Source organism: Gemella sp. zg-570, from assembly GCF_018866345.1.
GTDB lineage: Bacteria > Bacillota > Bacilli > Staphylococcales > Gemellaceae > Gemelliphila.
Window position 1 is genome coordinate 169,918 of sequence record NZ_CP076443.1, and the last position, 25,083, is coordinate 195,000.

The window sequence follows — 25,083 nt, forward strand, 5'->3', positions numbered from 1 at the left end:
ATAAATTATAAAAATAATTGAATATAGTTTTTTAGTGCTATAAAATAAGTATATAAGAAAGAGGTGTTAATATGAAAATAGCAGTCGTTGGTGCTGGCATAGTTGGAGCTACTTGTGCCTATTACTTGTCAAAAGAAGATGTCGAACTAAAGGTTTTTGATTACGGCTTGGGGCAAGCAACAAAGGCGTCAGCAGGAATTATCAGCCCCTGGTTTTCTAAACGTCGTAACAAGGCCTGGTACAAGATGGCAAGAATGGGGGCTGAATTTTATTTAAAATTGGTAAAAGATTTAAAAAATGACGGTTACAGCACAGATTTTTACAAGCAAACTGGAGTTTATATCCTAAAAAAAGATGAAAGTAAATTACAATACCTATTAAGTCTTGCAGAAAGTAGAAGAGAAGTTTCTGCTATGATAGGGGATTTAAAAATAGTTTCTAAGGAGGATATCAAAAAAAATATTCCAGATTTTACAGGTGCTAATTACGCCCTTTATGCAAGTGGTGGGGGGAGAATAGAGGGAGAACTTTTTGTAAAAACACTACTCGAAGCTGCCAAGGTTGAAGTAATAAATAAAAAAGTTACACTAGAAATTCAGCAAGACAAATATATTGTTGATAATGAAGAATTTGACAAGGTAATTTTATGTACAGGGGCATGGCTTAAAGAAATACTTGAACCCCTTAATTTTGAAGTAGACGTTCGCCCACAAAAAGGACAACTTCGAGATTATCAAATTTCAGATTCTAAGAGTGGCACTTATCCCGTAATTATGCCAGAAGGTGAGTTAGATATAATCCCTTTTGAAAATGGTTTTCTCAGTATGGGAGCAAGTCACGAAAATAATATGGGCTTTGATTTAAGTGTTGACAAAGATTTATTAAATAAATTTGAAGAAGAGGCGACTAATTTTTTACCTACATTAAAAAAAGCAAGGGTAATAAATGAGCGTGTAGGAATTAGGGCATATACAAATGATTTTTCTGTCTTTTACGGTCTAGTTCCAGGCGAAAAAAATCTTTTTGTAGCAAGTGGTCTAGGCTCTTCTGGTCTAACTACTGGAGGTATAATTGCTTATAATCTTGCCATGCTTGCAGTAGGTAAAGAGGAGTTGCTAGACAGTTCGGATTATCCCACAAGTAGATATATTAGAAAAATAAAAAAATTCTGAAGCTAAGTTGAGATTTTTTCTAACTTTCTATGTTTCAATCACACCCATAAAATCCATAATTATTTACAATCTCCCATCTCCCAATAAAAAATATATAAGCATCATTTAAAACCTAACAAGACTTGGAAATATTTATTTTAAAACTTCTAGGCAACTTGGGCTACCATGATATGCCAGTTAGTTCTTTAAATTTTTATCAATTTAACATGACTTGTATAAGCCAATGTTCCTAATTTTCCAATATATAAGAGGACTAGTATTTAATAAATAATTCTATATAACTAAAGCCATTGAAATTATAAATAATAAATATGGTAATAATCTATGATAACACCATTATTGTCGCTTTAATTAAGTGTATATGATAACTAAAATTTTGCAATTCGTCTTTAATAATAATGTTTAATCTTGCTAGGTTTAATATGGTAGAAAGTACTTAATCAGATGTTTTCATAAGGGATAAAAATATATAATATATAATTCATCTTTTCTCACTACTAAAATATAGTACAATTAGCATCTAAATCACAAGTTTCTAATCCTATTTTTATTATATTCAATAAAAACAGATAATTTCTTACTAGAAATTATGGCTACTTCTCCTAATCTTATATTTCTATATAGCAGTAGACTTGAAAATTTTATTTTTAAAATCTAGGATGAAATCATTTTTTAATATATGCCTTTTTTCGATTTCACCAATTCCAAGGAAATAAAACATAATATTCTTATATTTTACAAGAATATTTATAGCAAAAACAAGAATATTATAAATGATTATTTCAGGTATAGTTAATATTTATTTTCTAAATTGTTTGTTTTATTTCCAGTGAAAATTAAATACAAATAATAATATATAACTCTTTTTATTGAAAAAATAAAATTTTTATGCTAATATGAAATAAGAAATAAATTAATCTTATAAAAGGGGGCTGATAAATCGGCTGAGATAAGAATGTGATTCTTGACCTTCGACCTGATCTGGGTAATGCCAGCGTAGGAATTTAATTGACGCCGCATATATCCGCAGATATATGCTTTTTTAGTGGATTTACTTAAAAATTGTTAAAAATAATAAATTATCTTATAAAAGGGGGCTGATAAATCGGCTGAGATAAGAATGTGATTCTTGACCTTCGACCTGATCTGGGTAATGCCAGCGTAGGAATTTAATTGACGCCGCATATATCCATAGATATATGCTTTTTTAGTGGATTTACTTAAAAATTGTTAAAAATAATAAATTATCTTATAAAAGGGGGCTGATAAATCGGCTGAGATAAGAATGTGATTCTTGACCTTCGACCTGATCTGGGTAATGCCAGCGTAGGAATTTAATTGACGCCGCATATATCCGTAGATATATGCTTTTTTAGTGGATTTACTTAAAAATTATTAAAAATAATAAAATTATATTATTAAATATTGAGCTAGCATCTAACTTTTTTGAAAATAGATTAATATATTTAATTAAACATTATATATGGAGGGTAAATAATGAAAAAAGTATTAACAATAGCCGGTTCTGATTCAAGTGGAGGAGCTGGGATTCAAACCGATCTAAAAACATTTGCAGCACATGGAGTTTATGGTATGAGTGTTATAACATCAATAACAGCACAAAATACAATGGGGGTTAATTATATAGAAGATATTTCTTCAAAAGGAGTTACGTGTCAGCTAGAAGCTATTTTTACAGATATTGAAGTTGATTCTATAAAAATAGGAATGCTGTCAAATTCAAATATAGTAGAGTCGGTTTATGACGGTTTAAAAAAATATAAAACTAATAATATAGTTTTAGACCCTGTTATGATTTCCACTTCAGGCTTTGATTTAATAGATGATGCGGCAAAAAATAAATTAATAAATACACTTTTTTCTATTGCTGATATAATTACTCCCAATATAATGGAAGCCAAGTGTATATATAAATTATTATTTAACATAGAAGTAAATATAACTAGGGTAGAAGAAATGGTAAAAGTTGGTAAAGAAATACAAACAGTAACAGGAAAGTATGTACTCATTAAGGGAGGGCATCTTGATGAAAATCCATGTGATGTTTTAATAGATATTAATAATAAAGAACACTACTTTACTAATAATAGAATAAAGACTAAAAATACACATGGAACAGGCTGTACATTATCTTCAGCAATTGCTGCAAATTTAGCTTTAGGCTTTGAAATGATTGATGCTGTAAAAAAATCCAAAAAATTTATAACTATGGCTATTGAAAATTCTTTAAATATAGGTAGTGGATGTGGACCTACAAATCCTATGGGACAAATATATAAAGATTTAAACCTAAAATATAAAGGAGATTAAAAACATGAATAAAAATATAATTATAGAAGAAATTTGTAAAGCAATTAAAAAGGTTAGGGAAACAAAACCTTTAATAGAACAAGTTACAAATTATGTTACAATAAATGATTGTGCAAATGTTACACTAGCTATTGGGGCATCACCAGTAATGGGAGATGCGTATGATGAAGTAGATCAAATGACGAAAATAGCCAATGCACTGGTACTTAACTTTGGAATAATTAGTTCTGAATCATTAAAAACAATGATAAAAGCAGGAAAGACTGCAAATGAGAATAATATACCCATAGTTTTTGACCCAGTAGGCATAGGTGCAACTCCTTTTAGAAATGAAACGGTTATAGAGTTTTTAAATCAAGTGCACGTTAGTATTATTAAAGGTAACGCTTCTGAGATAATGGCATTGGCAGGAGTTAATGTAAAAACCAAAGGAGTAGATTCAAGTGTAGAAAGTACTGAAGCAATAGACGCAGCTATTTTTATAGCTAGAAAGTATAGATGTGTATGTACTGTTACTGGAAAAGTTGACATTATAACAGATGGAATAAATATTATAAAAATACAAAATGAATCAGATTCTTTAGCCTACATTACAGGAACTGGCTGTATGATTGCTTCATTGATAGGAAGTTATGTTGGAGCTAATAAAAATCCATTAATTAGTTCAGTTGCAGGTGTCTTGACTATGAGTCTATCTGGTGAAATAGCAAATAATGAAACTAAGGGTATTGCCGCTTATAAAGAAGAGGTGATGAATAATATTTTCAACTTCAATCCAGAGATGGTAATAAAAAACGCTAAAATATCTTATGAAAAAGTGAAATATCAATATGATATGTATGTAATTACAGATGAAAAAGCATGCTTGGGTAAAGATCTTTATACATCTATAGAGGAATGCATAAAAGGTGGAGCTAAGATTATTCAACTTAGAGAAAAAAAATTAGCTACTAGAGATTTTTTAAATAGAGCCATAAAGATAAAAGAAATTTGTGCAAAATACAATGTTCCATTATTAATAAATGATAGATTGGACATAGCTATTGCTGTAGATGCGGATGGTGTACATGTAGGACAATCTGACATGCCAATAAAAAAAGTGAAGGAATTAATGGGACATAATAAAATAGTAGGAGTTTCTGTAAAAACTGTATCACAGGCACTTGAAGCTCAAAAAGAGGGAGCTGATTATATAGGAGTCGGTGCTATATTTGCTACAAATACTAAACCTGATGCTCATGTAATATCTAAAGAGACTATTATGGATATTAAAAATAATGTATATATTCCAATTTTAGCAATTGGAGGTATTAAGTTAGAAAATTTAGATGTTATTAAAGATATAGGGGTGGATGGAATCTGTGTAATATCAGATATATTAAATCAAGAAGATTGTAAAAAAAGAACAGAAGAATTAGTAGAAAAATTTTCAAACCTATAATAAAAAATATTAAATAAATTATATGTAAAAAGATACATATTCCCTAAAGAGTATTATTATGAAACAAATAAAAATCATATTAATTAAATACTTGGTCAGGTTTTAGTATAAAAATAAATCTAAATATCAGCATATCAAAATATAATTTAGAACTTGATAAATTTAATAAAGTTCTTTTAGAAAAACTTAAAAATTTTATATAAAAATTAATATAATTAATTTATAGGATTTTATAATTCAACCACAATTTGTATAACATATTAAAAAAAGACACTTCCTAATAAATATTTTAAGAGGGTTAGATATGGAGATCTAGCTCTCTTTTTATTGCATTATTAATTTTAAAACAATTCACAGCATCTATAGCTTTTTCACTAGCTGGATAAAGGCTTTTATTTTCTTGTTTTAAAGGCAGGTTATGATTTTTAAAAAATTCATGGAGCTTATATTTATGATAGGCACTGCGTAAAAATCTACCGTTATGTATGGCTAGTTCTAACTGATTTTGTGTGTCGCTAGATAAAAGATTACATCAAGCATTGGCAGTCATCAATAATTTTGTGCCAACTCTTTTTCTTTCTTCTAGTAGAAAAATTTTAAGTTTATGATTATTTAATCTATCTGCTATCATAAGAGGGCTAATCCCAGCTCCAATAATAATTAAGTCATATTTAAAATCTTTCATACTCCTCCTAAAACTGTTATCTAATAAAATGAAATATTTTTCAAAATAGAAAAGTCAATAAATTTTTAAAAATATTTTTATTATTATTTTTGTCTTTTTAAATAAGATAAATAGATATATAACAATTATTATTTAAAAAATAAATTTTAAAGTAAAACACCATTTTTTAAAATGAAATATTCTGTTTCACTGTTTTATTTTATATGTTTCAAAAATGATATCTTGATTTATAAAAATAAGAATAAAAATAAAAATAAATTAATTTTTATATTCAAAACAGATATATAACAGATATTTACAAATTTTTTTTTGTGTGTTAAACTTTAGGTGTAATAAATTAAGGGGCAAATTAACTAATAAAATTAAATAATGCCTAGCAATTATTGTAATTTTTATTTTAAAATTTGTCTACTTATGAAAATTTAAATAATTTTTAAAAGGAGTCATAATCATGGCAAAAGAAAAAGAAGTATTATTAGACCCAATCGAAGAAGTGAACACGCTTGTTGCAAAAGGGCAAGTAGCACTAGCTGAATTCTTGAAAATAGAAGACCAAGAAAAAATTGATGCGATAGTTCAAGCGGCCGCAGTTGCATCTTTAGAAGCCCACGGGCCTCTTGCGGTAGCAGCGGTTGAAGAAACAGGACGTGGTGTAATAGAAGATAAGGCAACTAAAAACTTATATGCTTGTGAATACATAGTAAATAGCATGCGTGGAGTTAAAACAGTTGGTGTTATAGACAGAGATGAAGTAGATGGTTTGACTGCTATAGCAGAACCTGTTGGAGTTGTATGTGGTGTAGTTCCTACTACTAATCCAACATCAACAACAATTTTCAAGTCATTAATCTGTTTGAAAACAAGAAATCCAATTATCTTTAGCTTCCACCCATCTGCTAATGAGTGTTCTAAAGAAACGGCAAGAATAGTTAGAGATGCTGCTATAAAAGCAGGAGCGCCAGAAAACTGTATTCAATTTATCGAAAAACCATCAATGGAAGGTACAAATGCCTTGATGAAACATGATGGAGTTGCAACAATTTTAGCAACTGGTGGTAATGCGATGGTTCGTGCAGCTTATTCTTGTGGTAAACCAGCCTTGGGTGTAGGTGCAGGTAACGTGCCAGCTTATGTACACAAAGATGCAAAACTTAAACAAGCGGTAAATGATATTATTTTAAGTAAAGCATTTGATAACGGAATGATTTGTGCATCAGAACAAGCGGCTATTGTCGATAAAGAATTATACGATGAATTTATTTCTATAATGAAATCACACAGAGTTTACTTTGTAAACAAAAAAGAAAAAGCTCTTTTAGAAAAATTATTATTTGGAGTAGAAGCTAAATCACAAGATTGTGCTGGAGCAAAATTAAATTCAGTAATAGTTGGTAAACCAGCAACAGAAATTGCAAAACTAGCAGGATTTGAAGTGCCACAAGGAACTGTAATTTTAGCTGCTGAATGTAGTGAGGTAGGAATTAACGAACCACTAACTAGAGAAAAATTATCTCCAGTATTAGCAGTAATTAAGTCAAAAGATACAAAAGATGGATTAGAAAAATCACGTCAAATGGTAGAATTTAATGGGCTAGGACATACAGCAGCTATCCATACACAAAATGCTGACGTAGCAGAAGAGTTTGGTAAATTAGTAAGAGCTTGCCGTATTGTTTGGAACTCTCCATCAACATTCGGAGGAATTGGAGATGTTTATAACGCATTTATCCCGTCTCTAACATTAGGTTGTGGTAGTTACGGACGCAACTCAGTATCAGGAAACGTATCAGCAATTAACCTAATCAACGTAAAGCTTATTGGACGCAGAAACAATAATATGCAGTGGTTCAAAGTACCACCAAAAGTTTATTTTGAGCCAAATTCAATAAAGTACCTAAGAGAGATGGAGGGTTTGGAAAGAGTAATGATAGTAACTGACGAATCAATGGTTAAACTAGGATTCGCTCAAAAAGTTATTGACCAATTACAAGGTCGTGCAAACAAGGTACAAATTCAAATCTTTGACCAAGTAGAACCAAACCCAGATATTAAAACTGTAGAAGCTGGTACAGCTTTAATGAATAGCTTTAAACCAAATGCGATAGTTGCACTTGGTGGTGGTTCTCCAATGGACGCAGCTAAAATAATGTGGTTATTCTATGAAAGACCAGATGCTGACTTTGTTGAATTAGTACAAAAATTCGGAGATATAAGAAAACGTACAGTTAAATATCCACACTTAGGAAATAAAGCTAAATTTATAGCTATTCCAACAACATCAGGTACAGGTTCAGAAGTTACTCCATTTGCCGTAATTTCTGACAAAGAAAATGATAAAAAATATCCGTTAGCTGACTATGCACTAACTCCTCATGTGGCAATAGTAGACCCTAATCTAGTATTAACAGTTCCAGCAGGACCAACAGCAGCCACTGGTATGGATGTATTAACTCACGCAACAGAAGCTTATGTAGCTACTCTAGCTAACGACTATACTGACGGTTTAGCTCTTAAAGCTATAAAATTAGTATTTGATAACTTAGAAAAATCAGTAAAAACTGCTGACAGAGACGCCCGTGAAAAAATGCACAACGCATCTTGTATGGCGGGAATGGCATTTGCTAACGCCTTCTTAGGAATTTGCCACTCAATGTCACACAAAATAGGTGGTAAATTCCATACAGTTCACGGTGAAAATAATGCGACCTTATTACCTTATGTAATTAAATATAACGGTACTCGTCCAGGAAAAGTTTCACTATGGCCTAAATATGAACACTACCAAGCAGCAGAAAGATATCAAGAAATTGCTCGAATGCTAGGACTAAAAGCTAGCACACCAGAAGAAGGTGTTGAATCTTATGCACAAGCTGTTTACGAACTAGGTAGAAAAGTAGGCTGTCCAATGGCATTCAAAGAACATGGTTCATTCACAAAAGGTGGTTATACTCACGAACAATTTTTAGCTTCACTAACAAAACTTGCCTTCGACTCTTATGAAGACCAATGTACGCCAGCTAACCCTCGTTTAGCGATGATTAGTGATATGAAAGAAATGTTTGAAGCGGCATGGTATGGCTACGGAGAGAAAAAATTCGTAGAAAAAATCTAATTAAAGTAACTCTCAATCAACTTTCAATAAAAAATGCAGTCTTTGGACTGCATTTTTGTTATATATAAAATATTTATATGAAGAAAATAGGGTTTAAATTTTATAAATATTTAAAAAGAAAATTCTATCTATGTAAAATATTAAGCAATTTGTGGAGTAGATGACACTGCATATGGTAGATATAACTTAATTTTAAGAGCTAAAACTTTTTATATGCTTATTTTAGTACTTTAAATAAGGCATCACCATGTGATATTCTAGAATTTGCAAGGGCTTCAACTGCTTTAAATTCTGATGAATTTACTACTATTACCATAGTAGTATCATCAAGACCTGCAGATACAATCTTGCTTAAATCAAACTTAGCAATAGCCGTTCCTGCTTTAACCTTATCACCTACTGCAACTAATTTCTCAAATCCCTCACCTTTCATTGATACAGTATCAATACCGATATGAATAAGTAGTTCAGCCCCACTTGCTGTCTTCAAACCATAAGCATGCCCTGTGTCAAATACAATAGTAACTTCTGCGTCTGCTGGTGAATAAACAAGACCTTCAGATGGCTTGACAGCAACACCTTGTCCAATAGCACCTGATGAAAAAACAGGATCATTAACATTTTCAAGAGCAACAACTTCACCTGAAAGAGGTGAAACAAATATTTCTTCTTTAACAAGTGGATTTGAAGATTTATCTATTACTTCAGTAGTTGATGCTACTTTAAAATTTTTTTCAGAAGTTACTGCTTCATCTTCAAACCCAAACATATAAGTCAATGTGAAACCAGCTATGAAGGATACTGCTACCATTAATAAATAAGGTAGAAGTTGTCCGTTCAAGTAAAGTAGTGTCCCTGGTATAATAGTAATACCGAATCCAACACCTGCAAGCCCTAGAATAGAAGCGAGAGCACCGCCTATAGCACCTGCAATCAATGAAAAGAAGAAAGGTTTACGAAAACGTAAATTCACACCAAAGATAGCTGGCTCTGTAATTCCCAGAAAAGCCGCAAGAGATGCAGGGAAAGCAAGAGCTTTCAATTTAGGATTTTTAGTTTTCACACCAACTGCTACTGTAGCCGCTCCCTGTGCTGTCATCGCCGCAGTAATAATGGCATTAAATGGGTTTGCACCAGTATTTGCAATTAACTGAGATTCCAACAAATTGAAGATATGGTGAACACCAGAAACAACGATAACCTGATGGACCCCACCAATAAAGATGCCTGGAAGACCAAATGGAAGAGCAAGAAGAGCTTTGGTAGCTGCAAGAATATAATTCTCAACAACATGAAATACTGGGCCAATAACAAACAAACCAAGGATCGACATCACAAACAATGTAACAAATGGTGTTACTAAAAGATCCAATACTTCGGGCACATGCTTTCGTACAAATTTTTCAAATTTAGCACCAACTATACCGATAATAAAGGCTGGGAGAACTGAGCCTTGCAAGCCAACTACTGGAACAAATCCAAAGAAAATAGTTGGTGTCGCATCACCGCCCTTAGCCACCTCCCAAGCATTTGGTAAAGAAGCAGATATTAGCATCATACCAAGTATGATACCAATAGTTTGATTTCCTCCAAATACACGGAAGGTTGACCATACTACAAGTGCTGGCAGAACAATAAAGGCTGTATCTGTCAAAATTTGAGAATAAACATTCAAATTTTGAGGTAGCGTAATACTTAAAGCAGCAAGTAATCCACGCAAGCCCATAAACAAACCAGTTGCTACAATTACGGGTATAATTGGAACAAATACATCACCGAATGTACGAATAGCACGTTGAAATGAATTACCTTGTTTAGCAGTTTCTGCTTTCATATCATCTTTTGAAGAAGTTGGGAGGCCGAGTGCAACAACTTCATCATAAATTTTATTAACGGTTCCAGTGCCAAAGATTATTTGATATTGTCCTGAATTGAAAAAAGCTCCCTGTACTTTCTCTATATTTTCGATAAGAGTTTGGTCAATTTTATTTTTATCTTTTACCATGACACGTAGCCTAGTTGCACAGTGGGCTACACTATTAATATTATTACATCCACCTAGAGCTTTTATGACATTTTTTGCAATTTCAGTATTGTTCATATTGTAAAAATCTCCTTTATTAAATTTTTTCTTTATTGAATTAAAAAGCATTTTAAGACGTATATATTTTTTATTATAAACTTTTTCCTTAATATGTCAAACGTTTAATATATTTTTTAATAATTTAAAATTTAAGTACAAAATCTTGCTTTTTTACAAGAAAAAGTTTACTATATTAACTATATTTATAGAAAAATAACTAAAAATGAAATAAGGAGAAAACATGCTCTTAACAAATGAAGAACGATACCGTCCTTATGAAGATTGGTCAACAGAACATATTGAAAAAATCACCAAAAATACGGAGAGTTCTCCTTGGAGAACAAGCTTTCATATCGAACCTCCACACGGTCTTTTAAACGATCCAAACGGATTTTCTTACTTTAATGGGAAATGGAATCTCTTTTATCAATACTTTCCATTTGGTGTAGCTCACGGATTAAAATCATGGTTTCATACTCAGTCAACAGATCTTGTCCACTTCGAACCTACAAGGGTCATGATATACCCCGACACTAGGCTCGACAGCCAAGGTGTTTATTCTGGATCCGCCATGCAGTTTGAAGACAAGCTTTTTCTCTTTTACACTGGAAATGTACGTGATAAAAACTGGCTTCGCCACTCTTATCAAATTGGGGCCCTAATGAGTAAAAATGGGAAAATTCAAAAAATTGATAAGATTTTGATTGATAAACCAGACGACACAACAGATCATTTTCGCGATCCGCAGATTTTCAACTTCAAGGGCAACTGCTATGCTATTATTGGTGCTCAAAATATTAATAAAAAAGGTATCATCAAACTATACAAAGCTTTAGATAATGATTATTTAAACTGGATCTATATTAATGATTTGAATTTTGATAATGATTTGACATCTTATATGATAGAATGTCCAAACCTTGTATTTATTAATGAACAACCTATTCTACTTTATTGCCCACAAGGACTAGATAAAAATATTCTTGAATACGACAATATCTATCCAAATATGTACAAAATAGCTCAATCATTTGATCCAAAAACAGCTACAGTGTTCAATCCTGGTCCACTTGAACAGCTGGATTACGGCTTTGAATGTTATGCGACTCAAGCAATCAATGCTCCCGACGGACGAGTACTTGCAATCAGCTGGCTTGGGCTACCCGACATTAAGTACCCTACGGAAAGATATGATTATCTTGGTTGCTTATCCTTGGTCAAAGAATTGAAAATAAATAATGGTAAACTCTACCAATACCCTGTTGAAGCTATTACTAGTCTCCGTAAAGATTCTCAAGTCTTTAAAGAAAAAAAAGAAACTAATAATGTATACGAATTGGAATTAACTGTAGAAAAAGATGGTTATATTGAGCTGCTTCTCTTCTCAGATTTAAACAAAAAAGGGCTAAAACTAGTTATTGACCCTGCAAATGAAAAGGTATCGGTTGATCGCAAGAACTGCGGAGAAGCTTTTGCCCTTGAATTTGGTACAAAACGCCATTGCCATATTGACAACAAGCTAACAACAACTAATATTTTCGTAGATAAGTCTGTATTTGAAATTTTTATTAATAAAGGAGAAAAAGTATTTTCTGGACGCATATTCCCTTGCCAGGGAGAGACGGGAATAACTATTCTAGCAGGGAAAGCAACTGGAAATTACTACTCATTAGATTATGGTTGCAAAACTAACTGATGTCGCAAAACTAGCTGGAGTAAGTCCTACAACCGTCTCTCGTGTCATTAATAAAAAAGGATATTTGTCTGAGAAGACGATAAAAAATGTTATCGAAGCTATGCAAAAGTTAAACTACAAACCAAACAATCTAGCTAGAGGTTTACAAGGGAAATCTCCCAAACTAGTTGGTCTCATATTTCCAACCATCGGTAATATATTCTATGCAGAATTGATTGCTTACCTAGAAAAGGAATTATTCAATAGAGGATACAAAACTATTATTTGCAACAGTCAGCAGGATTCTGCCAAAGAAAAAGAGTACTTAGAAATGCTAACTGCCAATCAAGTAGATGGTATTATTTCAGGAAGTCATAACCTAGGAATTAAAGATTATGACCTAGTTACAGCTCCTATTATTGCCTTTGACCGTAATTTATCACCTTCTACACCAATTGTCTCATCTGACAACTACAGCGGAGGTATTTTAGCAGCTAAAACACTTAAAAAAGCAGGATGCCTTCATCCAATTATGATTACAGGGAATAACAATTCCAACTCTCCTACTGGTCTTCGCCAAAGAGGATTTTCTAGTATTTTTCCAAAAGCAAAGATTTACCATATCTCAAGTGATTTCTCCCCTGCTCGCAAAGAAATAGAAATCAGAACAATTCTTAAAACAACCAAAACAGACGGTATTTTTATTTCAGATGATTTGACTGCCATACTAGTATGGAATATAATTCAATCCTTGAAATTATCTATTCCACAAGATTTAAAACTTATAGGCTACGATGGGACTTATTTCATCGAAACACATTATCCCCAACTGACAACCATCAAACAACCGCTAGCAGATATTGCTAAACTCATGGTAGATCTTCTTTTGCAAAAAATTGAGGGTTCAAGTTTAGAAAAATCTTATCTTCTACCCGTAAGTTTGTTACCAGGTAGGAGTGTCTAATATAAAACATTCAAATTAAAACACAGCTTTACTAAATTTATATATAAAAATAGTTTAGATTGATTGTTATATATATGATTATGGATGGTAAACAATACTTATCAAGCTGTAATGAAAGTTTATAAAGAAGAAATAGCAAATTCTGATAATTTAGAAGGTATAAAATTTATGCATATTTTTAAATGGTAATGCTGAAATAATTGACGGAGAAATTTTTTAATTATAATTTTGAAAAATATTATATTAAGGAGTCAAATTATTTATGAGTATGTCTGTAAAAAATATAAAACCAGATATTATTATAAATAATTTTAAATTAATAAATAAACTTGTGGAGTCATTTACATAAAAGAATTTGATAAAGAATATAGACTATTAAAAGAAATTGTTAATGATGATTATTACCAGTCTTTTATTGTTCAAAAAATCAAAAGTCTTATTTTGCCAGTGATAGAACTTTTGGAAAATGGTGAAAAAGATATAGCTATTATTCAAAAAACTTGATAAAATTACTTTGGTTATTAATGATGTAAAATAAGAATTTTATGAAAATAATAGTTATATAGAAACTATTGCAAGTGATGATATGGTAGAAATAATTTCTGACATGCTAAATGTCTTTATATTGCTATAGGTATTTAAGATACTGTGGCTTAAAGATATTGCTAAAATAAAATGTAGTGATTTAATATTAGTTAAGTCACTACATTTTTATTTTAAGTACAGCTTATGTATAATTTACCGAAATGGACACTATACATTTATCTTCCCCTAGGTTGTAAGAGAAAGGAGTTATTCTCACGTAGGTTTGTGCTTAAAATATTAAGCAATTTGTGGAGTAGATGATGCTGTATATGACACATATAACTTGCATATTAATAAAATACGATTTCTAAAATATGAATATTTATGATAATCATAAGAATTTCTCTTTAGTATTTTAATTTTATCATTAATTCCTTCAAGTAGTGCGTTAGCGAAATGATTATAGATAAATGTGTTGTATAATTTTTATTTTACAAAATTTAATGGTTAAGTAAATCTTATTTTTGAATTTTTACTCAACTAGTAAAAATATATTTTTTTTGTTATAATTAGGTGTTATGAATATAGTTTATAGTAATGTTTATTAAAAAATAATTTTAATTTTACAATTTTTATTTTGAAAATTATTTATAAAAATAAATCATTTAGAAAGGAGAGCTTATGCTAATTCAATTAAATGATATTAGTAAATATTTTGTTGTTACAGAAGTATTTTCAAATGTTAAATTAGAAGTCAATGAAAAAGATAAAATTGCCATAGTCGGTCGTAACGGTGCGGGTAAATCAACACTATTAAAGATTATAGCAGGGCTGACAAGTTTTGATAGTGGGCAAAGAATGGTTGCAAAAAATACAAAAATTGGTTATCTATCCCAAGAATTTATTGTAAAAGAAGAAAGAACTATTTATGAAGAAATGCTTGACTGTTTTACAGAGATAATTGACCTAGAAAGTGATTTAGAAAAATCAGCAGCCAACCTAACGAATGAAAATATAGAAAAAGACCCAAATTTATTAAATAGATATGACAATTTACAAAATATGGTTTTAAATCATAAGGATTATCACTACAAGAGCAAGATTAAATCTGTCTTGTTCGGTTTAGATTTTTGCGAAGATGATCTGCATAAAAATATTATTAATTTTTCTGGTGGAGAAAAAACTCGTATCTCCATGGCAAAATTATTACTTAGTGAACCCGATGTTTTAATTCTTGATGAGCCGACCAACCATCTGGATATGGAAAATGTAGCCTGGTTAGAAAATTATTTAAATGCCTATAAGGGTGCAGTAATTATAGTAAGCCACGACCGTTATTTTCTTGATAAGATAGTTGATGTTGTTTATAATGTTGAATTTGCTACTTGTAAAAAATATATCGGCAACTACTCAAAATTTTTAATTCAGTATGAAGAAGATTTTGAAAAACACCTAAAAGAATATATAAGTCAACAAAAGGATATAAAAAGATTAGAAGACTTTGTACAAAAAAATATAGCAAGAGCTTCTACCAGCGGTATGGCAAAAAGTCGTCAGAAGATTTTAGATAAGATAGAACGCCTAGATAATCCTCGCAAAGATGACAAGACAGCCAACATAGAATTTACAATTAGTGAACAAAGTGGACGTGACGTTCTTAGAATAGAAGATTTAAAAGTAGGTTACGACGGAAAGCAAATAGCAAAAAATTATAATTTTGATGTGTACAAGGGCGACCGTTTAGCTATTGTCGGTAAAAATGGTATCGGCAAATCAACTCTAATAAAAACAATAGCCAAAAAACAAGAAGCCCTAGCTGGAAATATCTATTATGGAAGTAAGGTGTCATTAGGTTATTACGACCAAAAACAAGCAGAATTTCAATCATCAAAAACAGTTTTACAAGAACTGTGGGACGAATATCCGACCATGAAAGAAGCTGACGTAAGAAGTGTACTGGGAAGATTTTTATTTCCGGGAGAAGATGTACTAAAAATAGTTAGCGACCTATCAGGAGGAGAAAAAGCTAGGTTGCAACTCGCTAAACTCATGCTTGAAAAAAATAATTTATTAATCCTAGATGAGCCGACCAACCACCTTGATATAGCCAGCAAGCAGGTCTTAGAAGCGGCACTTGAAAACTATGAGGGAACAATAGTATTTGTTAGTCATGACAGGTACTTTATTAATAAGATTGCTAACAAGCTTATGGATATAAATGAACAAGGTTCTAATATTTATCTTGGTAATTTTGATTACTATCTTGAAAAAAAAGAGCAAGAATTAATACTAGAAAAAATTACCCAGACAGAAAAAACTAATCCTAATCAAAAAAAAGAAATAAATGACTACACAATCAGCAAAGAAGAAAAAAAACAAGTTCGTAAACTAGAAAGAGAAAGAGATAATCTCATTTCACAAATCGAAAATTTAGAACAAGAAATTATCAGCGTAAACAATGAACTAATTAAAGAAGAAGTTTACACAGACGCAAAGAAAACTCAAGAATATAATAATATCTTGCAGGATATAAACACAAGACTAGAAGAATTAAATACTACTTGGTTAGAAGTAGAAGAAGAATTGGAAAATTTAAAATTATAGTTTTAATCTCATAGGAGCTTATGATGAAAATAAATATAACAACATATATAGATAATGAAAAGCTACTCTTCGAAAAAAATATGGGAGACTTAGTAGAAAATGAAAAAAATTATATCCTAACTTATCAAGACAGTAAAAAAAATAATTTTGAAATTAAAATTGCTAAGGATGCGAGCAGGGCTGATATTATCAAAGACGGAGTAGTTCTAGCACTTAGTAAAAAACTTCAAAAAACAAACTATAAAACTGATTTTGGTATTGTATCCTTTAATACCCATTTACAAAAAATTAATATCCTAGAAAAAAATAAATTTATACAGTTTGAGATAGATTATAAAATATATTTTTCTGACACTGACAAACAAGATAATAAATTAAAAATTCTTGTTAATAGAAATTAAAAAAGAGATAGACGGAAATAACTCTTAATTTTGAGTTGATTTCTTTCTATCTCTTATTTTTTATTCTCCCATTACAAGAACATTAATAGTTCTATTTCTTTCTCTTAGCATATCCCAGTCAGCAAAATATACTTTTCCAAGAGAACCCATTTGCATCTGTCCATCTTTTACGATAATTGTTTGTGAGTTTGTTCCAAAAATAGATGATTTGATGTGGGCATCTGTGTTTAGCATAGTCCATGCTTCTGGTGGATAGTTAGGACTTGTTAGGCCTAAACCAAATTCTATATGTTCTGGACCAGGACTGAAGTATTGAGTTTCAGTTGTACATCTAGGAACGATTTTATCCATTACATTGCTAATATCTACTTGTAAATATTCATCTCCATAGTAGTTTTTATCGTGCATATATTCTTCAAAATATAATGAACAAGTTGTGTGCGAACTTGTTAATGTGATTATCCCATTTTTAATACCGCTTTTAGCAACTATTTCTTTTGCTTGTGGAGTAATATCATGATAAGATACACGATTTTGTACAGTAGTTACCTTAATATCTTCGTGATGAAATTTCATTTTTTATACCATCTGAAAAATTCAGATTTCCTTTCTTTATTTTTTATTTTCTCTGTCTTTGTAGGCTTTAAGCATAGCTTGTAACATGTCGTCTACGGTTTGTTTAGGGTCTTTTGCTTTTATGATACCACTTGTTCCTCCAGTAGAGTCAGCTCCCAAATAGATAGCACGGTATACATCTTCTGCAGTAGAAACACCCGCTGCTTGTAAGACTTGTGTATTAGGATTTGCTTCTTTTACGGCTTTGTTTGTTTCTATCATGTATTCATCAGAACTTGTTTGTCCAGTTCCAACTAATTCATCTGGCTCACAAATAATAATATCTGCTCCGAGTCTTGCAGCTTTTTTAGCGTCGTTAATTCCGTTAGCACAAACAACAGATTGTATACCCAACTCTTTACATTTTGCCATAGATTGCTCTAGTTCTTCATCGGTGATTTTGTGTTCAACGTGATTTAAGAATGTAGCACGAACTCCAACATTATAAAGCATTTCTCCAACTATTCTTCCCATACCACGTCCCGGTGATATTCCGTCCATGTGCTGAGCTGTTATAGTAAGATACTTAGTATTTTCTGCTATTGTTTTAAGTTCTACATAAGGTGCAGTAAATAAAATATCTACATCATATTCTTTTGCCTTTTGGTCAGCAAATTTTGCCAAGTCTAATAATTCTTCACCATACAGGTATGATTTTGGATTTATTACAAGGTAAGGTACTCTTAATCCCATATTTATTCTCCTTTAGTTTCAAAAACATTGAAGTAGTGTAGTAAGGTATTTTTAATAGCTTCTTTCACTTCTTCTTTATGTTCGTAGTAGTTGTTAGATTTTGAATTGACAACTGATTTGTGTGCAGCTTTTAAAAAGTCTGTATAGATATTAATTTTTCTTATACCATTAGTTGCACAATTATTTAAGTTTTCATCTCCAGATGATGAGCCACCATGTAAGACTAGAGGTGTATCTATTGCTGCATCTATTTCTTTTAAGCGTTCGATACTAATATTAGGTTCACCTACATAAGTTCCATGACTTGTTCCAATAGAAATTGCTAGAGAGTCTACATCAGTTTGTTTTACAAATTCTCTAGCTTCTTCTACACTTGTATAAACATTTCCGTCGCTACCAACAGCACATTCAACTCCGATGACATCTCCGCTGCCTACATGACCAATTTCTGCTTCAACAAATATTCCTTTGCTATGAGCATAGTCAACAACTTCTTTTGTTATTCTAACATTTTCAGCAAATTCTTTTTCTGAAGCATCTATCATTACAGAAGTAAAACCTAAATCAATAGCTTTTTTTACACTTGCTAAACTTTGCCCGTGGTCTAGGTGTAATATTATTTTTGCCTTGCTATTTTCTGCATAAAATTTTCCTAGCAGGGCAGCTTTTTCCATACTTATATATTCAGAGTGGGCTTCTGCAAAAGCAATTATTAGTGGTTTGTTAGTTTCTTCTGCCGCTGCAATGTATGCTTCTAACATTTCTTGGTTTATAAAGTTTGCAGCAGGTATTGCATAATTATATTTATCAGCATGATTAAATGCTTTTTTTACGTTTATTAATGTCATATTTTCTCCTTTTTATTTTATTTTTTCATAGAATGATATAGCATTTATAATTGCAGCTTCGTGGGCAAATTTTTCTTTAGCCTCTTTAATAAAAAGTCCGTCTATATTTTCTATTTTCTTAAATTTAGCAAATACTGTACGCCCCTTCATAAGTTCTCCGTATTCTATTTTTCCTGTTTTGCTTATAACTAATATTGCTATACTACCTTGTTTTAGAATTTTTTGATTTTTACCAGTTGAAATGTAAGATGTTGGATATTCTTTTTTTAGTCTAGCAGTTTTTTCCTTATATTTTTTCATTTGTTTGAATGATAGAAAAATATTTATAACATAAACTATTACTATGGCTATCAGTATTTTCATTTTATAAGCTCCTAATTATTTGTTTAAATTCAGCAGAACTATTTGTGTTTATAAGAGAGTTCATAAGTTCTACATCTTGACCTATATTCATTATATCATCATAAATTTTTATTATTAAGTCTGGGTCTATCATTTCTTCTTTTGGATAGGCAGTTAAAATAATAAATTTTACTATCTTATTACAATGATAACATTCCTCTTTTAAAACACCAATAGCTATTACCGGTTCTTGTATTAATTCACTCGTATAGTGGGGAAGCATTATCCCATTATCAAAAATAGTAGGATTAACTTCTTCTCTATCAATAATATATTTTTTAAATTTTTCATTTACCTTGTTAGAGTCTATTAAACTATCAATCATATCTACAAGAATTTCTTTGTAATCACTACTTTCATAAAAATGAATATGGTTGTCTTGAATAAATTTTAAGATAAAAGAATTATTATCTTCATTATCGTTAAAATTATTTATATACAAAGTATTTTCAATAAGATTAAGTATTTCGTTTTCGTTAAATAAGGTATCTATCTTTATAATAGGTAACGATATAGATTGAAATACTTTTGTATTGGGAGATATGGTTGTAAAAACTATCTGATATTCGCTATGGTCTATTTTGGCAAATTCATAGATAGAAAAAACATCAATTTTACTGTCAGAGCTAAGCATTCTTTTTAATCTAGCTTTTAAAAGCATAGAAGTTCCCAAACCATTTTCGCAAACTAGGGCAAAGTTTTTAAGTTTAGAAACTTTGGCTTTGTTATTTTCTAGTAAGGCTCCAAAGTGAATTGCAATTAAGGCAGTTTCACTTTCTGATACATTAACTCCTAATTCATCTTCTATTATTTTTGATGATAACTCAGCTAGACGATAGGCAAATTTATATTTCTTTTTAATGTCGTAAGTGCTAGTGTTATTGATTTGAACATTGAATATTATGCGATTAATTGAATAATTTAGGTGTAGGGCAAGATTTTTTAATAATTTTTTATCATTTATTACAAAACCTATATCCTGATTAATTTTCAACCATATCTTGTCCATAATTCTAATAACAAAGTTATCAATATTTTCTTCGTCATATATTTCACTCACTGCAGCATTACGTGTCAAAAATGGAATTGATAGATAAATTCTACCATTTTCATTTACCTTAATATCAAAATATTCTTCTATTAATTCTCCAACACTATCAGTATATTTACGTAAGTAAGGGTGGTTAGTTATTACAGAATGTTTTTTCTCGATATGATTTATAATATAACCTTTCTTAACCCTATAAAGCATAATAAGTATGTGTTTAATAATTTCATCAAGTATTAATTTGGTTGTATTATAATTATTTTCTGTAAGAAAATTATAAATATCTGTTTTTAGTGATTTAATAATATGAGTTTCTAATTTGAGATATTTGTCATTAATCATTTCTATTTTGTAATTTTCACAACAGTAATTTAATATTAATAATCTTATATCTATTTCATTATAGTCAAGATAGCTACCTATATTTTTTTTACTTTTTATTTTACAACTAAATTTCTTTAAAATTTTATCTACTTCTTTCATATCGCCAATTAGTGTAGTTTTACCAATATTTATTTGGTAGGCTAACTCATCTAATGTGGCAATACCGTCAAGTTTAACAAAATAATCAATAATATATTTTATTCTATCTTCTCTGCTGTTTAAAGCTAGATTTTTTTGATTGTTTTCTTTTAAAAATTTGTTGAACAAGGTTTTGTCGTAAATATTAAGATACACACCCTTTGTTCTGTGAGCTTCTATCGAAATAATATTTACAAGTTCTTCATTAATTCTTTTTATATAATTACGAATACTTCTGTCAGAAACACTTAGCTCTTGAGATAATTTATTGATTGGAATAAATCTCTCTTCTGCTAGCAAATTAATAATTTTTAAGTCCTTGTTGTCAATTATTGGTATTTGCATAAATGCTCCTCCTTTCAGAAGTATACTAATATATAATATAACTGGATTATATCAAGTTTTAATTTTTAATGTAATATATTTTTTATTAAAATAATTTTTCTTGTAGTTGTCTTAGGTGGTATAGAGTAGTAGACTTATCTATTTCTACCATATCATAAGTTATGATTTCACCTTTTTTAATATCTTTAAGAACTTTTGTTTTCTTGTCAACTAAACCAAGAGGTACTGCATTCATTTCTTTTGCATTTTCGTATGTATCTATTAAACCGTAGCAAGTGTATGCTCCGTATCCGTCCATGTATTCTCCAGCTTTTAAATCTTTTTTAGCAACAGTAAGAACTTCTGCAACTAGTCCAGCCTTAGGAACAATAGTTGGTTTATTTTCTAAAACTGCCATTGCAACTGATAGCGGAGTTTCTAATGAACAAAGATGATATGGTCTATAGAGTACATAGTTAGGTCCATCTCCCATACTTACATATTTCATTTCATGATTAACTGATGGTAATTTGTGGGCAACTATTGCAAAAACTCCAGGAGCAATACCATTTACAAAATCTACAACTCCGTATTTATTTAATACTCCACCTTCTTCTTTCAGTGAGAATTTTTGTGGTAGGTCTTTAACGTCAGATACGATACCGTGAGCACCACGAACATCTGGTACCATTCCAGTAGCATTACACATTAAAGCCATCTCCACCATTGTTTTAGTTCCTTCTTTAAATGAAGTAATCATGTGTGGGTTTGCCCCTCTTCTTAGGGCATCTTCTCTTACTGAATCTGGATTTGCGTCAAAGTCTAGGGGATTATTTTTTCCTTTACCAATTACACGAACTTCAAATCCCATTGCGTCTGCAAAATCATATAATTCCATTACAGCACCTGGTTCATCACCGGCAGAACCTGTAAAAATAACTCCAGCGTCGTCAGCTAATTTTTTCAGTATTGGTCCAACAACACAATCAGTTTCAGCATTTAACATTACGATATGTTTTTTATTAAGAATAGTATTAAATGCTATTTCAGCTCCAAGAGCAACCCCACCAGTTGCGTCGACAACTGCTTGAATTTTTTCAGCCTTGCATCCAATTAAGAAATCTTTACAAACAACACGTTTTCCGCCTGCAATAGCTGCATTAGCTTCTTCTACATTATTTACTTCTACTATTTGACTTGGGTCAACTCCAGAATCAGTGAATGCTTTTTTAGCATTTTCTATATTTATATCTACAACTATTGTAGCTTCCATACCTTTCATAGTTGCCATTTGACTAACCATACCGTTACCCATTTGACCTGCACCAACTAGAGTAACACGAATTTTTTCTCCCTTAGCTTCTAGTTCAGCTAATTTTCTATTTAAACCAAACATTTTTTTCTCCTCCTAATAATGTTTTTATTTTTTAGATTATTTAATAGTAAATTTATCTCCGATTTTAATATTTTTTAGTTCGCCAAAGACTGCTATCTCTCCTGGTAAATTAACTTCACCACTTCCTGTAAAACGCATAGTTAAATGACCGATATTTTTAAAAGTTTCTAGTGCGACATCACCGACAGCAGTAACGTATAATTCATTTTCGCCAATTCTTATTTCATCACCGACAGCTATATCTTCTAATAGTTGAGATGACTTGTGAACTAAGGCAATATCTTTGAGTGATTCATCTAGGACACTGTCATTAAATAGAATTAAACTTTTAATTCCTTCATATAATGATAGAGCCTCACCTCCGATATTAACCACTTCAGAATTATATTTCATCTAAAATTCCTCCCTGCTATTTAATTTATAATTTTATTGTACTTTTAATAAAAAAAATCATAAATACATAAATTTTCCATTTGCGATGAAAAAATATGTATTTATCTAAAAAAATAATATACTTATAATGAAATCGTAAACAAATTATTTTTAGGAGGTAACATTATATGTTAGATAAAATCACACATGGTATAGAAGCTTTTATAGGTCTTTTTAAAGCTGGTGGTGAAACTTTTGTAGGTTTAGTTACAGGAATTTTACCAACTTTAATAGTACTTATGGTTGCTATTAATTCTATTATTAAAATTATTGGTGAATCTCGTGTTGATAGATTTGCTCAAAAAATATCAAAATATTCATTTGCACGCTATTTGGTTTTACCATTTTTAGGAGTTTTCTGTTTAGCTAACCCTATGTGCTACACATTTGGTAGATTTTTAAAAGAAGAACACAAGCCAGGTTACTACGACGCTGCTGTATCTTTTGTACATCCAATAACTGGATTATTCCCACATGCAAATCCTGGAGAACTTTTTGTATGGTTGGGTATTTCAGCAGGACTTACAACTCTAGGGCAGTCAACTACTAAATTAGCCCTAGTATACTTATTAACAGGATTAGTTGTAATCTTTATTAGAGGAATGGTAACAGAAAAAATTTACAAATATTTAGCAAGTAAATCTAAAAAATAAGAGGTGGAGAAAATGGCGAAAGAAGTTTTAATTCAAAAAGGTCCTTCTGGTTGGGGAGGTCCACTTAGAATAAGAAAAGAAGAAGGAAAAGATGTAATTTTATCTATGACTTCAGCAGGTATTGAACCTGTAACAGAAAAATTAGCAGAATTGTTAGATTGTAGAATAGTTGATGGTTTTAAAACTGGAGTTGATGATAGTGAAATTTTAGTAGCTGTTATTGATTGTGGAGGAACTGCAAGATGTGGTGTTTATCCTAAGAAAAATATTTTTACAGTTAACGTAAAACCAACTGGAAAAACTGGACCACTAGCTCAATTTATTACAGAAGAGCTTTACGTTTCAGCTGTTGGTCTTGAACAAATTACAGTAACTGACGGAGCAGATGCACCAGCTCCTAAAAAAGCAGTTGTGAGTAATACAGGAGTTAAAAAACCTGAAAATTATGATGAAATTAAACGTCAAGCTAAAGAACAAGTTAGTGGAAGTTTTATTATGAAACTTGGTCAAGGAGTAGGAAATGTTGTCGCTAAATTTTATGAAGCTGGACGTGAAACTATAAATGTTGTAATCGGAAGTGTTTTACCGTTTATGGCTTTTGTAAGTATGCTTATGGGACTAATACTAGCATCTGGACTTGGTGATTTAATTGCAAAAGGAATATCACCATTTATTGGAAATATTTTTGGTCTAGTTGGAATTTCAATTATCTGTGCTATTCCATTACTATCTCCAATATTAGGACCAGGTGCAGTTATTGCTCAAGTAGTTGGTACTCTTATCGGTACACAAATTGGTTTAGGAGTTATTCCAGCTTACCTAGCCTTACCAGCACTATTTGCTATCAATTCACAAGTAGGTTGTGATTTCGTACCAGTAGGTTTAAGTTTGGGAGAAGCAGAAGCAGAAACAATCGAACATGGGGTTCCAGCTCTATTCTACTCAAGATTAATAACTGGACCACTGTCAGTAGTAATTGCTTATGCAGCAGCTTTATTATTCTTATAAAATTATATAAGTTATAAAAAATAATTTTTCTTTATAGACTATTAAATTTTTAAAATATATTTTGAAGAAAAAAGACGACTATCTAGTCGTCTTTTTTAGATATATATTTATTGTATATGTGTAAAAATATTATAGGAGTTATTAAACTA

The 25,083-nt window shown here is 30.8% G+C and carries 21 protein-coding genes and 3 riboswitches; of the genes, 11 read left to right on the forward strand and 10 right to left on the reverse strand.

Translation table 11 applies throughout. From position 1 onward, the window contains the following. The first annotated feature begins 71 nt into the window (after nucleotides 1-71). From KMP11_RS00855 to thiM, 3 genes are all read left to right on the forward strand, one after another. Nucleotides 72-1,172 (forward strand): NAD(P)/FAD-dependent oxidoreductase, encoded by a 1,101-nt coding sequence (locus tag KMP11_RS00855; RefSeq protein WP_216279941.1) that lies wholly within the window; start codon nucleotides 72-74, stop codon nucleotides 1,170-1,172. A 916-nt stretch (nucleotides 1,173-2,088) separates the two neighbouring features. Then, nucleotides 2,089-2,192, forward strand: a riboswitch (TPP riboswitch). A gap of 61 nt (nucleotides 2,193-2,253) precedes the next feature. Continuing rightward, nucleotides 2,254-2,357, forward strand: a riboswitch (TPP riboswitch). Between the two features lie 61 nt (nucleotides 2,358-2,418). Further along, nucleotides 2,419-2,522, forward strand: a riboswitch (TPP riboswitch). 147 nt (nucleotides 2,523-2,669) lie between these two features. Next, nucleotides 2,670-3,503, forward strand: coding sequence for a bifunctional hydroxymethylpyrimidine kinase/phosphomethylpyrimidine kinase (gene thiD, locus KMP11_RS00860; protein ID WP_216279942.1), 834 nt, complete (start codon nucleotides 2,670-2,672; stop codon nucleotides 3,501-3,503). A gap of 4 nt (nucleotides 3,504-3,507) precedes the next feature. Then, a complete protein-coding gene (gene thiM / locus KMP11_RS00865) occupies nucleotides 3,508-4,944 on the forward strand; it encodes a hydroxyethylthiazole kinase (RefSeq protein WP_216279943.1) in 1,437 nt (478 codons plus the stop codon). Between the two features lie 532 nt (nucleotides 4,945-5,476). Here the strand turns inward: thiM and KMP11_RS07605 are convergent. After that, nucleotides 5,477-5,629, reverse strand: coding sequence for an NAD(P)-binding protein (locus KMP11_RS07605; RefSeq protein ID WP_253195962.1), 153 nt, complete (start codon nucleotides 5,627-5,629; stop codon nucleotides 5,477-5,479). 451 nt (nucleotides 5,630-6,080) lie between these two features. Here KMP11_RS07605 and adhE point away from each other — a divergent pair, with 451 nt between their 5' ends. After that, nucleotides 6,081-8,741, forward strand: coding sequence for a bifunctional acetaldehyde-CoA/alcohol dehydrogenase (adhE, locus tag KMP11_RS00875; RefSeq protein WP_216279944.1), 2,661 nt, complete (start codon nucleotides 6,081-6,083; stop codon nucleotides 8,739-8,741). A 217-nt stretch (nucleotides 8,742-8,958) separates the two neighbouring features. Here adhE and KMP11_RS00880 read toward each other — a convergent pair whose 3' ends face one another. Next, a complete protein-coding gene (locus tag KMP11_RS00880) occupies nucleotides 8,959-10,842 on the reverse strand; it encodes a PTS sucrose transporter subunit IIABC (RefSeq protein ID WP_305798415.1) in 1,884 nt (627 codons plus the stop codon). Between the two features lie 223 nt (nucleotides 10,843-11,065). Between KMP11_RS00880 and KMP11_RS00885 the strand changes: the two genes are divergently transcribed. From KMP11_RS00885 to KMP11_RS07885, 3 genes are all read left to right on the forward strand, one after another. Then, entirely contained in the window at nucleotides 11,066-12,520 is a 1,455-nt protein-coding gene (locus KMP11_RS00885; protein ID WP_216279946.1) for a sucrose-6-phosphate hydrolase, read from the forward strand. Then, nucleotides 12,501-13,463 (forward strand): LacI family DNA-binding transcriptional regulator, encoded by a 963-nt coding sequence (locus KMP11_RS00890; protein ID WP_216279947.1) that lies wholly within the window; start codon nucleotides 12,501-12,503, stop codon nucleotides 13,461-13,463. Before KMP11_RS00885 ends, KMP11_RS00890 begins: the two co-directional genes overlap by 20 nt. A 345-nt stretch (nucleotides 13,464-13,808) precedes the next feature. Beyond that, nucleotides 13,809-13,967 (forward strand): DUF5713 family protein, encoded by a 159-nt coding sequence (locus KMP11_RS07885; protein WP_371741362.1) that lies wholly within the window; start codon nucleotides 13,809-13,811, stop codon nucleotides 13,965-13,967. Nucleotides 13,968-14,285: 318 nt separating this feature from the next. Here KMP11_RS07885 and KMP11_RS00895 read toward each other — a convergent pair whose 3' ends face one another. After that, on the reverse strand, nucleotides 14,286-14,456 hold the full coding sequence (locus KMP11_RS00895) for a transposase (RefSeq protein ID WP_215756143.1): 171 nt from the start codon (nucleotides 14,454-14,456) through the stop codon (nucleotides 14,286-14,288). Nucleotides 14,457-14,669: 213 nt separating this feature from the next. On the opposite strand from KMP11_RS00895, the gene KMP11_RS00900 reads away from it, so the two are divergent. Both KMP11_RS00900 and KMP11_RS00905 read left to right on the forward strand, forming a co-directional pair. After that, nucleotides 14,670-16,592 carry an ABC-F family ATP-binding cassette domain-containing protein gene (locus KMP11_RS00900; RefSeq protein ID WP_216279948.1) on the forward strand — a complete coding sequence of 641 codons (1,923 nt, stop codon included), beginning with the start codon at nucleotides 14,670-14,672 and terminating at the stop codon, nucleotides 16,590-16,592. 23 nt (nucleotides 16,593-16,615) lie between these two features. Beyond that, entirely contained in the window at nucleotides 16,616-16,993 is a 378-nt protein-coding gene (locus KMP11_RS00905) for a DUF1934 family protein (RefSeq protein WP_215756119.1), read from the forward strand. 60 nt (nucleotides 16,994-17,053) lie between these two features. Here the strand turns inward: KMP11_RS00905 and KMP11_RS00910 are convergent, their stop codons facing one another. From KMP11_RS00910 to KMP11_RS00940, 7 genes are all read right to left on the reverse strand, one after another. Further along, the gene (locus KMP11_RS00910) at nucleotides 17,054-17,569 is read right to left on the reverse strand and encodes a YjbQ family protein (RefSeq protein WP_215756118.1); all 516 of its coding nucleotides are present in this window, start codon (nucleotides 17,567-17,569) and stop codon (nucleotides 17,054-17,056) included. A 36-nt stretch (nucleotides 17,570-17,605) separates the two neighbouring features. Then, nucleotides 17,606-18,301, reverse strand: a complete 696-nt coding sequence (locus KMP11_RS00915) for a triose-phosphate isomerase (protein ID WP_216279949.1) — start codon at nucleotides 18,299-18,301, stop codon at nucleotides 17,606-17,608. A gap of 2 nt (nucleotides 18,302-18,303) precedes the next feature. Next, complete coding sequence (locus KMP11_RS00920; protein WP_216279950.1) at nucleotides 18,304-19,149, reverse strand: class II fructose-bisphosphate aldolase; 846 nt, start codon at nucleotides 19,147-19,149, stop codon at nucleotides 18,304-18,306. A gap of 12 nt (nucleotides 19,150-19,161) precedes the next feature. Then, the gene (locus KMP11_RS00925) at nucleotides 19,162-19,512 is read right to left on the reverse strand and encodes a transcriptional regulator GutM (RefSeq protein WP_216279951.1); all 351 of its coding nucleotides are present in this window, start codon (nucleotides 19,510-19,512) and stop codon (nucleotides 19,162-19,164) included. Nucleotide 19,513: 1 nt separating this feature from the next. Continuing rightward, complete coding sequence (locus KMP11_RS00930; protein ID WP_216279952.1) at nucleotides 19,514-21,466, reverse strand: BglG family transcription antiterminator; 1,953 nt, start codon at nucleotides 21,464-21,466, stop codon at nucleotides 19,514-19,516. Between the two features lie 85 nt (nucleotides 21,467-21,551). Next, the gene (locus KMP11_RS00935; protein ID WP_216279953.1) at nucleotides 21,552-22,841 is read right to left on the reverse strand and encodes an NAD(P)H-dependent oxidoreductase; all 1,290 of its coding nucleotides are present in this window, start codon (nucleotides 22,839-22,841) and stop codon (nucleotides 21,552-21,554) included. A 36-nt stretch (nucleotides 22,842-22,877) separates the two neighbouring features. Next, entirely contained in the window at nucleotides 22,878-23,234 is a 357-nt protein-coding gene (locus KMP11_RS00940) for a PTS glucitol/sorbitol transporter subunit IIA (RefSeq protein WP_216279954.1), read from the reverse strand. Nucleotides 23,235-23,401: 167 nt separating this feature from the next. Here KMP11_RS00940 and KMP11_RS00945 point away from each other — a divergent pair, with 167 nt between their 5' ends. Both KMP11_RS00945 and KMP11_RS00950 read left to right on the forward strand, forming a co-directional pair. Continuing rightward, on the forward strand, nucleotides 23,402-23,926 hold the full coding sequence (locus KMP11_RS00945; protein WP_216279955.1) for a PTS glucitol/sorbitol transporter subunit IIC: 525 nt from the start codon (nucleotides 23,402-23,404) through the stop codon (nucleotides 23,924-23,926). A gap of 12 nt (nucleotides 23,927-23,938) precedes the next feature. Next, the gene (locus KMP11_RS00950) at nucleotides 23,939-24,934 is read left to right on the forward strand and encodes a PTS glucitol/sorbitol transporter subunit IIB (protein ID WP_216279956.1); all 996 of its coding nucleotides are present in this window, start codon (nucleotides 23,939-23,941) and stop codon (nucleotides 24,932-24,934) included. The last annotated feature ends 149 nt before the right edge of the window (nucleotides 24,935-25,083 follow it).